This is a genomic window from Variovorax sp. KK3, from assembly GCF_001984055.1.
Classification (GTDB): domain Bacteria; phylum Pseudomonadota; class Gammaproteobacteria; order Burkholderiales; family Burkholderiaceae_C; genus Variovorax.
Genome location: NZ_LYVO01000086.1, coordinates 16,207 through 27,308, shown reverse-complemented (window position 1 = coordinate 27,308; position 11,102 = coordinate 16,207). Strand labels below are relative to the sequence as shown.

At 68.4% G+C, this 11,102-nt stretch carries 12 protein-coding genes; 4 read left to right on the top strand and 8 right to left on the bottom strand.

Going from position 1 to position 11,102, the window contains the following annotated elements; genetic code table 11:
• Positions 1–4 precede the first annotated feature (4 nt).
• Genes hpnC through hpnE form a run of 3 tightly spaced genes read left to right on the top strand, consistent with a single transcriptional unit; the run spans position 5 to position 3,029 of the window.
• Positions 5–934 carry a squalene synthase HpnC gene (hpnC, locus tag B0W80_RS28955; RefSeq protein ID WP_077002611.1) on the top strand — a complete coding sequence of 310 codons (930 nt, stop codon included), beginning with the start codon at positions 5–7 and terminating at the stop codon, positions 932–934.
• The gene (hpnD, locus tag B0W80_RS28950) at positions 931–1,770 is read left to right on the top strand and encodes a presqualene diphosphate synthase HpnD (RefSeq protein WP_077002610.1); all 840 of its coding nucleotides are present in this window, start codon (positions 931–933) and stop codon (positions 1,768–1,770) included. The genes hpnC and hpnD overlap by 4 nt, the downstream gene beginning before the upstream one ends.
• Complete coding sequence (gene hpnE / locus B0W80_RS28945) at positions 1,767–3,029, top strand: hydroxysqualene dehydroxylase HpnE (protein WP_077002609.1); 1,263 nt, start codon at positions 1,767–1,769, stop codon at positions 3,027–3,029. Before hpnD ends, hpnE begins: the two co-directional genes overlap by 4 nt.
• A gap of 62 nt (positions 3,030–3,091) precedes the next feature.
• Here hpnE and B0W80_RS28940 read toward each other — a convergent pair whose 3' ends face one another.
• The gene (locus B0W80_RS28940) at positions 3,092–3,817 is read right to left on the bottom strand and encodes an HAD family hydrolase (protein ID WP_077002608.1); all 726 of its coding nucleotides are present in this window, start codon (positions 3,815–3,817) and stop codon (positions 3,092–3,094) included.
• A gap of 15 nt (positions 3,818–3,832) precedes the next feature.
• Here B0W80_RS28940 and hemH point away from each other — a divergent pair, with 15 nt between their 5' ends.
• Entirely contained in the window at positions 3,833–4,915 is a 1,083-nt protein-coding gene (gene hemH, locus B0W80_RS28935; RefSeq protein WP_077002607.1) for a ferrochelatase, read from the top strand.
• Here the strand turns inward: hemH and B0W80_RS28930 are convergent.
• Genes B0W80_RS28930 through B0W80_RS28900 form a run of 7 tightly spaced genes read right to left on the bottom strand, consistent with a single transcriptional unit; the run spans position 4,897 to position 11,088 of the window.
• On the bottom strand, positions 4,897–5,403 hold the full coding sequence (locus tag B0W80_RS28930; protein ID WP_077002606.1) for a DUF1993 family protein: 507 nt from the start codon (positions 5,401–5,403) through the stop codon (positions 4,897–4,899). The genes hemH and B0W80_RS28930 overlap by 19 nt on opposite strands.
• A 48-nt stretch (positions 5,404–5,451) precedes the next feature.
• On the bottom strand, positions 5,452–6,336 hold the full coding sequence (locus B0W80_RS28925) for an alpha/beta fold hydrolase (RefSeq protein WP_077002605.1): 885 nt from the start codon (positions 6,334–6,336) through the stop codon (positions 5,452–5,454).
• Positions 6,333–7,397: a branched-chain amino acid ABC transporter permease gene (locus B0W80_RS28920; RefSeq protein WP_077002604.1), complete on the bottom strand. Its 1,065-nt coding sequence runs from the start codon at positions 7,395–7,397 to the stop codon at positions 6,333–6,335. Before B0W80_RS28920 ends, B0W80_RS28925 begins: the two co-directional genes overlap by 4 nt.
• 10 nt (positions 7,398–7,407) lie before the next feature.
• The gene (locus B0W80_RS28915) at positions 7,408–8,394 is read right to left on the bottom strand and encodes a branched-chain amino acid ABC transporter permease (RefSeq protein WP_077002603.1); all 987 of its coding nucleotides are present in this window, start codon (positions 8,392–8,394) and stop codon (positions 7,408–7,410) included.
• A 13-nt stretch (positions 8,395–8,407) separates the two neighbouring features.
• The gene (locus B0W80_RS28910; protein WP_077002602.1) at positions 8,408–9,133 is read right to left on the bottom strand and encodes an ABC transporter ATP-binding protein; all 726 of its coding nucleotides are present in this window, start codon (positions 9,131–9,133) and stop codon (positions 8,408–8,410) included.
• Positions 9,130–9,897, bottom strand: a complete 768-nt coding sequence (locus B0W80_RS28905) for an ABC transporter ATP-binding protein (RefSeq protein ID WP_077002601.1) — start codon at positions 9,895–9,897, stop codon at positions 9,130–9,132. Before B0W80_RS28905 ends, B0W80_RS28910 begins: the two co-directional genes overlap by 4 nt.
• 6 nt (positions 9,898–9,903) lie before the next feature.
• Complete coding sequence (locus B0W80_RS28900) at positions 9,904–11,088, bottom strand: substrate-binding domain-containing protein (RefSeq protein ID WP_077002600.1); 1,185 nt, start codon at positions 11,086–11,088, stop codon at positions 9,904–9,906.
• Positions 11,089–11,102: the final 14 nt, after the last annotated feature.

Genomic DNA, 11,102 nt, shown 5'->3' with positions numbered 1-11,102 from the left:
GTGCATGACAATCCGCGCCGTGCCTTCCAAGACTCCACCCGCCGTCGCCGCGACGCCCACGCACTACGAGAACTTCCCGGTCGCTTCATGGCTCTGCCCGCCGCGATTGCGCCCGCCCATCGCGGCGATCTACGCGTTCGCGCGCACCGCCGACGACATTGCCGACGAAGGCGACGCGACCCCGCAGCAACGCCTCGACGACCTCCGTGCCTATCGCGCCGATCTCGCCGCGGCGGCCCGCGGCGCGCCGTCTTCGGAACGCTGGCCCGACGTCTTCGGCCCGCTTGCCCGATCGATGCGCGACTTCGCGCTGCCCGAGCAACTGCTGGCCGACCTGCTGTCGGCCTTCATGCAAGACATCGAGAAGACGCGCGATGCCGCCGGCTATGCCGACCGCGCCGAGTTACTGGACTATTGCAGTCGCTCGGCCAACCCTGTGGGCCGGCTGCTCCTGCACCTGTACGGCGTCGGCGACGCGACATCGCTGGCTCACAGCGACGCCATCTGCAGCGCGCTGCAGCTCATCAACTTCTGGCAGGACCTCGGCGTCGATCTGCCCCGCGGCCGCCTCTACATCCCCGCGGCCGACCTCGCCTCGCACGGCCTGTCGAACGATGCGCTTCGTGCCTTCATGCCGCTGGCGCCGGCCGCGCCTCCGCCGACGGCGATCGCTCTGGTCGCCGACCTGGTCGCCAGTGCCCGCCGCCTGATGAACGAAGGCGCCCCGCTCGTGCACCGTCTTCCCGGCCGTGCGGGCTGGGAGTTGCGCCTCGTCGTGCAAGGCGGGCTGCGTATCCTCGACAAGATCGAAACGCTGGGTTTCGACAGCTGGTCGCGCCGCCCCACCGTCGGCAAGGCCGATGCCCCCGTGCTGGCCTGGCGGGCCCTTCGAATGCGGTCACAATCGCCCGCGATGACGAGTTCTCCCCGATGACACCCGAGCAGTACGTCCAGGACAAGGCGGCCGCCTCGGGCAGCAGCTTCTACTACGCTTTTCTCTTTCTTCCCAAGCCACGCCGCGCCGCGATCACGGCCTTCTATGCCTTCTGCCGCGAAGTCGACGACGTGGTCGACGAGGTCAGCGACCCCGGCGTCGCAGCCACCAAGCTGGCCTGGTGGCGCAACGAGGTGCAGCAAGCCTTCGCCGGCCGTCCCCAGCATCCGGTGATGCAGGCGCTGATGCCGCATGCCGCCACCTACGGCATCGAGGCGCGCCAGTTGCACGAGGTGATCGAAGGCTGCCAGATGGACCTGGAGCAGACCCGCTACCTCGACTTCGCCGGCCTCAAGCGCTACTGCCACCTGGTGGCCGGCGTCGTAGGCGAAGGCGCGGCGCGCATCTTCGGCCAGACCGAGGCGCAGACCACCACCTACGCCCACAAGCTAGGCCTCGCGCTACAGCTCACCAACATCATTCGCGACGTCGGTGAAGACGCGCTGCGCGGGCGCATCTACCTGCCGGTCAACGAGTTGCAGCAGTTCGAGGTCAAGGCGCACGAGATCCTCAACCGCGTGCATTCCGAGCGCTTCGTCGCCCTCATGAAGTTCCAGGCCGAGCGTGCCCAGGCCGCCTACGACGAGGCCCTGTCGCTGCTGCCCGCAGCCGACCGCCGTGCGCAGAAGCCGGGCCTGATGATGGCCAGCATCTACCGCACCCTGCTGCGCGAGATCGAGCGCGACGACTTTCAGGTGCTGCGCCAGCGCGTGAGCCTGACTCCATTGCGCAAACTCTGGCTGGCCTGGCGCGTTCAAGCCCTCGGCAGGCTGTGAAGCGCGTCGCGGTCATCGGCGCCGGCTGGGCTGGCCTGGCCTGCGCCATCGAGACCTGCCGAACCGGCCACGCGGTGACCGTCTTCGAAGCCGCCCGCACCCTCGGCGGCCGCGCCCGCGCCCTGCCCGCACGCATGCCCGACGGCACGCCCGTGCAGCTCGACAACGGCCAGCACATCCTGATCGGCGCCTACAGCGCCACGCTGGGCCTGATGCGCGATCTGGGCATCGATCCCGAAGGGGTGCTGCATCGAATGCCGCTGCAGTTGCGCTTTGCCGACGGCGACGGCCTGCAGGTGCCGGCCGGCTGGCCGCCGCCGCTGGACCTGCTGCGCGGCATCGTCGGCGCACGCGGCTGGTCGCTGCGCGACAAGGCTTCGCTTCTGGCGACGGCGTTGAAATGGCGCGCGGCCGGTTTCCGATGCGACCCGAGCGCCACCGTCGACCGGCTCTGCGCATCGCTGACGCCGCGCGTGCGCCGCGAGCTGATCGAGCCGCTGTGCGTCTCCGCGCTGAACACACCGGTCGACCGCGCCAGCGGCCAGGTCTTCCTGCGCGTGTTGCATGACGCGCTCTTCACCGAGCGCGGCGGTGCCGATCTACTGCTGCCCCGGGTCGACCTGGGCGCGCTGCTGCCCGACGCCGCCGGCCGCTGGCTCGAACGGCATGGCGCCCACGTATCGATGGGTGCGCGCGTGCAGGCCCTGGCCTGCGATGCGTCCGGCTGGCACGTCGACGGGCAAGCCTTCGATCGCGTGGTGCTCGCCTGCCCGCCGTGGGAGGCCGCGCGGCTCGCCGCCACGGCCGGGCTGCGTGAAACCGCCGACTGGGCGAGACAGGCGCAAGCACTGCAGCACGAGGCCATCGCCACGATCTACGTGACCGGCGGCACGCTGCTGCCCGCGCCCGTGCTCGCGCTTCGCGCGGCACCTGGCGCGCCGGCGCAATTCGTGTTCGACCGTGGCCAGCTCGGCGGCCCCTCCGGCTTGCTGGCCTTCGTCGTCAGCGCCAGCGCCGAAGAACGAGAGCTGCTCGAACAGCAGGTGCTGGCCCAGGCCCGCGCGCAGCTAGGACAAACCACGTTGGCCGCGTTGCTGACCGTCGTCGAGAAACGCGCCACCTTCGCCTGCACGCCGGCACTGGAGCGACCCTCCGCACAGATCGCTCCAGGCCTGCTGGGTTGCGGCGACTATGTCGACGGCCCCTATCCCGCCACCATCGAAGGCGCGGTGCGCAGCGGGCTGGCCGCGGGCCGTTAAAGCGGCGCACTGACGGACCCGGAGCACTCGCGAAGCACCCCGAGGGGTGCGCGCACAAGCGATCAGGCAACGTCGAGCGCCGCGCACAGCGCATGCAGGTCGGGCACGATCAAGTGCGGCCGCGCGCCGTGCTCCCAGGGCCGCTCGTCGCGCACCAGCCAGGCCGCCTGCATGCCGGCGCCCAAGGCGCCGACCACGTCGAGCGCCGCGTCGTCGCCGACGTGCAGCACGTCCCCGGCCGCGACGCCCAACGACGCCGCAGCGGCGCGGAAGATAGCAGGATGCGGCTTGCCGCTGCCGAACTCGCGCGCGCTGAAGGCAGCGCGAAACCAGCGGCCCACGCCGGTCTGCTCCACGCTGGCGTTGCCGTTCGACACGGCCACCAGCGGATAGCGCTCGCTGAGCCATTGCAGCGCGGGCAAGGCATCGTCGTAGAGGGTCACGCGCTGCCGCTCGGCAAAAAAGACCTCAAAAGCCGGGTCGGCCAACGCCGGGTCTTCGCCCGCGCGCCGCAGCGCCGTGCGGATGGATTCGCGGCGCAGCGCGCTCAGGTCGTGCGCCAGGTCCGAGCGCTCTTTCTCGGTGGCCTCGCGCAGTTCGCGTAGCACGCCGGGCGTGATCAACAGGTCTGCCGTCTTGGGCGCCTCGCGCACCAGCCATTCGTGCAGCACGCGCTCGGCGCGTTCGATGGTGGGCCAGATCGGCCAGAGCGTGTCGTCGAGATCGAGCGAAATCGCGGCGATGCGCTTCACGTCGAGCGCATGGATGTCGGGGGTCGCGGGGGCCATGGCCGAGAATAGCGCATGCCTTTCGTCTCCCCCGCTCCCGCTGCCGCAGACGACCGGGAGCGCGTCGCCGTGCTCTGGTGCAACCTCGGCTCGCCCGACGAACCGACCGCCGCCGCCGTGCGGCCGTACCTGGCGGACTTTCTCGGCGACCCGCGGGTGGTCGAGATTCCCAAAGCGCTGTGGGCGCTGATCCTGCACGGCATCATCCTGCGCACGCGTCCCGCGAAGTCGGCCGCCAAGTACGCCAGCATCTGGATGCCCGAAGGCTCCCCGCTCAAGGTGTGGACGCGCAAGCAGGCAACGCTGCTGGCCGGCTGGCTCGGCGAGCGCGGCCACCGGGTATCGGTGCGCGACGCGATGCGCTACGGCCAGCCCGCGATCGCGGCGCAACTCGATGCGCTATTGGCCGAGGGCGTGACCCGTGTCCTGGTGTTGCAGGCTTACCCGCAGTACTCCGGCACCACCACCGCCAGCGTGATCGATGCGGTCAATGCCTGGAGCGCCCGGCAACGCCGCGTGCCCGAATTCCGCTTCGTCAACGACTACCACGGCGACCCGCTCTACATCGAAGCGCTGGCCCGCAGCGTCGAAGCCCACTGGAAGCACGAAGGCCGGGCCGACCGGCTGCTGATGAGCTTCCACGGCATCCCCGAACGCAACATCCGCCTCGGCGACCCTTACCAGTCGCAGTGCCTCGCGACTGCGAAGCTGCTGGCCGCGCGGCTGAAGCTGGAAGAAACGCAGTACCTCGTCACCTTCCAGTCGCGCTTCGGCCGCGCGACATGGCTGGAGCCGTACACCGAGCCCACGCTGCGTGCGCTGGGCGGGTCCGGCGTGGCGCGCGTCGACGTGCTGTGCCCGGGCTTTCCGGCCGACTGCCTCGAAACGCTCGAAGAGATCGCGATGGAGGGCCGCGACGCCTTCCTGCAATCGGGCGGCAAGGACTTCCGCTACATCCCTTGCCTCAACGACAGCCCGGCATGGATCGACGCGCTGTGCGCGCTGGCCGAGCGTCATCTGGCGGGCTGGCCGACGCGCGACGGGGCGGCTTCTACCGCGCCGGCCAACGTTCAGAGCACTCAGAACCGGCCGAGATAGTCCAGCTTGCCCACCGGCACACCGCGGTGCCGCAGCACGTCGTAAGCGGTGGTCACGTGGAAGAAGAAGTTCGGCAGCGCGAACTGCAGCAGATAGCGCTCGGCCGTGAACTCGGTCTGGCTGTCGCGCACCTTGAGCACGACGGGGCGGTGCTCGGCACCGTCGACCTGCGTGCGCTCGATGCCGTTCAGGAAATCCACCGTCTTCGCGATGCGCGCCTGCAGGTCTTCGTAGCGTGTCTCGTTGTCCTCGAAACTGGGCGCCGTGATGCCGGCCAGCCGCGCTGCGCCGAGCTTGGACGCGTCGCTGGCGCGCTGCACCTGGCCCGCCAGCGTGAGCATGTCAGGCGCGAGCCGGGCTTCGACCAGCGTGTCCGCCTCGATGCCGCTGGCCTGGGCATGCGCCAGCCCCTTGTCGAGCACGTGAGAAAGCTGGCCCAGTCCGCGCAGAAAGACGGGAACCGAGATGTCGTAGAAGGAAAGCGCCATGAACGTTGTCTCCGGGTTGATGGCGCCGGATTGTGGCGGGACTCGGTGCTACGTGCCGGCCGCGCGTACAAAGGCCTCGATGGGCGCCAGGTGGGCAGGCACGTTCAACGCCGGCGCGTGGCCGCATCCCGGCACTTCGATGATCTGAAGCCGCCCGGCCGCGCCGGGGCCGCGGCCGCGCATCTCGACCAGCGTCTCGGGCAGCACCAGGTCGGACTCCACACCGCGCAGGCACAGCACCGGCGCCTCGATGGCGTCGTAGTGCATCCACAGCAGGTAGTCGTCGGGGTGCGCGATGAACTGGCGCACCATCGCCGGGTCGTAGTGCGGCGTCAGGCGCCCATCAGGCAGGCGGCGCGTGGATGTCTCGGTCAGGCGGCGCCACTGCGCGTCGCTGAGCCAGCCGTAAGGCTTGTAGACGGTGCGGAAGAAGGCTTCGAGTTCGGCCACCGTGTCGAAGGCCGGCGGATTGCCGGCATACGAACGGATGCGCTCCACGGCGGCATCGGCAATGCACGGCGCGTTGTCGTTGAGCACCAGGCTCGCGATTCGCGACTTCATGCGCGGCTCCACCAGGCCGCCGGCGCACACCATGCCGATCGCGCCGCCCATCGAGGTGCCGACCCAGTGCACGCGTTCGAGGCCGAGCGCGTCGCACAGGCCGGCCGCCAGCCGCGCATAGAAGGCGAGCTGGTATTCCTCGTCCGGCACCGGGCTCCACTGGCTCAGGCCGCGGCCGATGGTGTCGGGGCAGACCACGCGGAAGCCGCGTTCGGCGAAGTGCGCTGCCAGTTCGTCCATGTCGCGGCAGGTGCGCGCCAGACCGTGCCAAGCGATCACCACGGGCGCACCGGGCGCAGCGGGCGTCCCCCAGTCCAGCCAGTGGATCTCGCGCCCGGCGATCTGGAGGTAGTTCGAAGTCGGTGCGTTCATTGGAGGGCCCTGGCGCGCAGACGGCCGACGATGCCGGTCGGGAAGTAGTAGACCGAGAGCACGAACAACAGCCCGAGCCACAGCAGCCAGCGATCGGGCGACAGCAGCGCCGCCAGCCACGGCAGCCCGCTCACGGCTTCGTTGCCCAGCCGCAGCAAGTCCTGCAGGTAGCTCTGCGCCACCACGAACAGCGCCGCGCCGATGGCCGCGCCGTAGATGGTGCCCATGCCGCCGATGACGACGATCAGCAGCACGTCGATCATGATCTCGAAGGACAGCGAGGTGTCCGGCCCGTTGTAGCGCAGCCAGATCGCCAGCATCGCGCCCGCCAGCGTCGCGAAGAGCGCCGACAGCACCGAGGCCGTGGTGCGGTAGACGACCACGCGGTAGCCGATGGCCTCGGCACGGAACTCGTTCTCGCGAATCGCCTGCAGCACGCGGCCGAAGGGCGAGTTGACGATGCGCAGCAGCGCCAGCACCAGCACCACCGCGGCGACGAACAGCAGGTAGTAGCAGAGCAGCCGGCCGTCGAGCGATACGCCCAGAAAGGGCTCTTCCGCGAACTCGAAGCTCGGCGAGATCAGCTCCGGCAGCTTGAAGGTCAGCCCGTCCTCGCCGCCCGTGAAGTCCGACAGCTGCGAGGCCAGCGTCTGGAAGGCCGCGGCCACCGCCAGCGTGATCATCGCGAAGAAGATGGCCCGCACGCGCAGCGAGAAGAGCCCGATCGCCAGCGACAGCAGCAACGACACCACCAGTGCCGCACCCAAGCCCAGCAGCACGGCGCCCCAGCCCGGCCCGAGCCGCGTGGCGGATATGGCGATGCCGTAGGCGCCGATGCCGAAGAACATCGTGTGGGCGAAGCTCACGATGCCCGTGTAGCCCAGCAGCAGGTCGAAGCTCGCCACCAGCACGATGAACACCAGCACCTTGGCAGCCACACTCAATGCCTTGACGCCCGGGAAGATGAAAGGCGCGAAGGCCAGTGCCAGCAGCAGGCCGGCCAGCAGCACCGCCAGCACGCGGCTGCGCGGCAGGTCGTTGGAAAGGATTCGATTCAGCATGCGCCCGCCCTCACCGGCTGCCCGCCACGGGGTACACGCCCTGCGGGCGCCACAGCAGCACGGCCACCATCAGCGCGATGCTCGCGAACTGCGTGGCCACCGGCAGCAGGAACCCGGTGTAGTTGGTCATCAGGCCCACCAGCAGCGCGCCGATCAGCGCACCGGTGGTGGAGCCCAGGCCGCCGATGATGATCACGATGAAGATCAGCACGTTGACCTGTGCGCCCATCTGCGGAATGAGGTTCTGCTGGAACAGCCCCCACATCACGCCGCCCAGGCCGGCCAGCGCGCTGCCCACCACGAACACGCCGACGAAGAGCCGACCGATGCGGTAGCCCAGCGACTCGACCATCTCCCGGTCTTGCACGCCGGCGCGGATCAGGAGGCCGATCTTGGTACGGCCCAGCGTCCAGGCCAGCAGGCCGAAGACGAAGATGCCCACGGCCACCGCGAGCAGCCGGTACTTGCTGATGGCCGCGTCGCCCACCAGCAGCGAGCCGCGCAGGCCCTCCGGCAGCGACAGCGGCAGTTGGCCCGGGCCCCAGATGACCTTGATCAGCTCTTCGCCGATGATCATCCCGCCCATGGTGATGAGGATCTGCTTCAGATGCTGGCCATACACCGGCCGCACGATGAAGCGCTCGAAAGCCAGCCCGATCGCACCGGCCACGAGCATCGCCACCAGCATCGCCGGGAACACGGCCGCGAGGTTGAGCCAGATCGATTGCGAGCCGGTCCAGTCGCCCATCATGCCGAGCACCGTGCTCGCCACGAAGGCGCCCAGCGCGATGAACACACCGTGGCCGAAGTTGAGCACGTCCATCAGGCCGAAGACCAGTGTCAGGCCCGACGCGATGATGAAGATGATCATGCCCATCGCGAGGCCGGCGACGGTGAGCGTGAGCCAGGTGGAGAAGGAGCCGGTGAGCGGTAGCGCGACCAGCGCGAGCACCGGAACCAGCGCCATCGGCTTCCAGTCGAGTTCGAGTGTTTTCATGGGCTCTGCTCCCTCACAAGGCCAACCCCAGCAGCGACTGCTGCAATTCCTCGTCCGCCGAGAACTCCGCCATGCGCCCGCTGTGCACCACGCGGCCGTTGTCCATCACGGCCACCGAATCGCCGAGGCGTTGCGCGAAGTGGATGTTCTGTTCCACTAGAAGAATCGTCACGCCGCTCTTCTTCAGCTGGTCGAACGCGTCGATCATGTTGTTGATGATCGCGGGCGCGAGGCCCTTGCTGGGCTCGTCCACGATCAGCAGTTCGCGCGGCTCGACGATGGCCCGTGACACCGCCAGCATCTGCTTCTGGCCGCCCGAGAGCTTGCCGGCCGGATGGTTCCAGAACTTCTCGACCGCCGGGAAGAGCCCGAAGATCCATTGGAGGCGCGACTCGTCCATCTGTTCGGCCGTCTTCGCGCCGCGCGCGGCCAGCAGCATGTTCTCTTTCACCGTGAGGTCGGAGAAGATCCCCATGTTCTCGGGCACGTAGGCAATGCCGAGTTCGGCGATCTGCGGGGTGTGCAGCGCCGTGATGTCCTTGTCGCCGAAGCGCACGCGGCCCTGCGATGCATGCCACAGGCCCATGATGGTTCGCAGCGTGGTGGTCTTGCCTGCGCCGTTGCGGCCCAGCAGCATGGTGAGCTGCCCCTTCGGCACCACGAGATCCACCCCGTGCAGGATGTGATACGCCCCGATGTGCGTGTGCACGCCTTCGAGCGTCAACAGGTTCGCGCTCATCGGACTTGCTCCTTCGCCACGCCCAGGTAAGCCTCTTGCACCACCGGCGAGGCGATCACCTCCGCGGGCTCGCCATCGGCCACCAGTTGCCCGTTGTGCAGCACGATGATGCGGTCGGCCAGCTCGCGCACCACGTCCATCTTGTGCTCGACCAGCAGGATGGTCTTGCTGCGGTCCTTCTTCAGCGCCCGGATCAGGTCGAGGATCACCGGCGCCTCGGCCGTGTTCATGCCCGCCGTCGGTTCGTCGAACATGAAGACCTTGGGCTCCAGCGCCATCAACAAGGCCACTTCCAACTTGCGCTGGTCACCGTGCGGCAGGCTGGCCACCGTGGCATGTTCCTTCGCCTTCAAAGCCACCTCGGACAGGATGCGATCGGCCCGCTCGACCAGCGCGCGGTGGTCGCTCCAGATGCTCCACAGGTTCAGCCCGCGCCGGTGCGGCCCGGCCTGCGAGGCCTGCACCGCCAGGCGCACGTTCTCCAGCACCGTGAGGTTGGGAAACAGGTTGGTCAGCTGAAAGGCCCGGCCCAGGCCCGCGCGGGTGCGCGCCGACGCACTGAGGCCAGCGAGCGGCTGGCCGTCCAGCGACACCGTGCCGGCCGTCGCCTTGAGCTGTCCCGAGATCAGGTTGAAGTAGGTGGTCTTGCCTGCGCCGTTCGGACCCACGATCGCCGTCAGCGTGCCAGGTGCGAAGCTGCAACTGACATCGTTGACCGCGACATGGCCTCCGAAACGGACGGTGAGCCCGCGCGTTTCGAGCATCGAGGACTAGCGCTTGTTCTTGATCGGGATGTCCATCTCGGACGCCTTGATCTCGTGCACGAGTTCGGGCACGCCCCACGCGAAGGCCGGGTCGGCCTTGATCTTGAAGTGGTACATGCTCTGCAGCGCCTGGTGATCGTCCTTGCGGAAGGTCATCGTGCCCTTGGGCGTGTCGAAGCTCATGCCTTCCATGGTCGAGATGAGCTTGTTGGTGCTGGTATCGCCGCCCGTCTTCTTGAGCGCCGTCACCACCGCCATCGCGGCCGTGAAGCCGCCCGCGGTGAAGAAGTCCGGCGGCGTCTTGAACTCCTTGTAGTGGGCGGCGACCATCGCCTCGTTCACCGGGTTCTTCGGAATGCCGAAGTAGTAGTACGTCGCCCCTTCCATGCCCGGGAACTGCTTGTAGCTGGCCATCGCCGGCAGGATGTTGCCGCCGGTGGCGATCTCGATGTTGTAGCGCTTCAGGTCGAGGTCGGCGATCTTGAACGGGTTGCCTGCGCCGGCCCACACGATCCAGATCACCTTGCGGCCCGGCAGGTCCTTGAGCTTGTCGATGAGGCGCTGCGCACCGGCGGTGAAGTCCGTGGTGTTCTGCGGCAGGTATTCCTCATGGACGATCTTGGCCTTCTTCACCGCGTCCTTGAAGGCCTTCACGCCATCACGGCCGAACGCATAGTCCTGCGCCAGCGTTGCGATGTTGACGCCCGGCTTGTCGAGCGCCACCGCGTTGCTGATCGCGTCCTGGCTCGAATTGCGGCCGGTGCGGAAGATGTACTTGTTCCACTTGTCGCCGGTGATCGAGTCGGCCACCGCGGGCTCGACCAGCAGGATCTTCTTGTATTCCTCCGCCACCGGCAGCATCGCCAGCGCCACGCCCGACGACGTGGGGCCGACGGCCAGCGCCGCCTTGTCGTCCGCATAGGCCGCGGCCAGCAGCGACTTGCCCAGGTCGGGCTTGCCCTGGTCGTCCTTCTCGATCACCACCAGCTTCTTGCCGTTGACCGCCATGGTGCCGCCGGTCGCGTAGTTGAGGCCCATCAAGAAGCCGGTTTGCGTCTGCTTGCCATAGGCTTCGAGCGGACCGGTCTTGCTGTAGATGTGAGCGATGCGGATCTCGTTGGACTGGGCCCAGACGGGCGCGGTGCCCAGGGCGGCGATCGCCGCGAGGGCGACGAGATGGCGACGGTGCATTGTTTGTCTCCTGA

What these genes read in the sequence shown, in the direction of transcription:
- hpnC (WP_077002611.1), top strand. Translation starts at nt 5, where the DNA reads ATGACAATCCGCGCCGTGCCTTCCAAGACTCCACCCGCCGTCGCCGCG.
- hpnD (WP_077002610.1), top strand. Translation starts at nt 931, where the DNA reads ATGACACCCGAGCAGTACGTCCAGGACAAGGCGGCCGCCTCGGGCAGC.
- B0W80_RS28940 (WP_077002608.1), bottom strand. Translation starts at nt 3,817, where the DNA reads ATGGCCCCCGCGACCCCCGACATCCATGCGCTCGACGTGAAGCGCATC.
- hemH (WP_077002607.1), top strand. Translation starts at nt 3,833, where the DNA reads ATGCCTTTCGTCTCCCCCGCTCCCGCTGCCGCAGACGACCGGGAGCGC.
- B0W80_RS28930 (WP_077002606.1), bottom strand. Translation starts at nt 5,403, where the DNA reads ATGGCGCTTTCCTTCTACGACATCTCGGTTCCCGTCTTTCTGCGCGGA.
- B0W80_RS28925 (WP_077002605.1), bottom strand. Translation starts at nt 6,336, where the DNA reads ATGAACGCACCGACTTCGAACTACCTCCAGATCGCCGGGCGCGAGATC.
- B0W80_RS28920 (WP_077002604.1), bottom strand. Translation starts at nt 7,397, where the DNA reads ATGCTGAATCGAATCCTTTCCAACGACCTGCCGCGCAGCCGCGTGCTG.
- B0W80_RS28915 (WP_077002603.1), bottom strand. Translation starts at nt 8,394, where the DNA reads ATGAAAACACTCGAACTCGACTGGAAGCCGATGGCGCTGGTTCCGGTG.
- B0W80_RS28910 (WP_077002602.1), bottom strand. Translation starts at nt 9,133, where the DNA reads ATGAGCGCGAACCTGTTGACGCTCGAAGGCGTGCACACGCACATCGGG.
- B0W80_RS28905 (WP_077002601.1), bottom strand. Translation starts at nt 9,897, where the DNA reads ATGCTCGAAACGCGCGGGCTCACCGTCCGTTTCGGAGGCCATGTCGCG.
- B0W80_RS28900 (WP_077002600.1), bottom strand. Translation starts at nt 11,088, where the DNA reads ATGCACCGTCGCCATCTCGTCGCCCTCGCGGCGATCGCCGCCCTGGGC.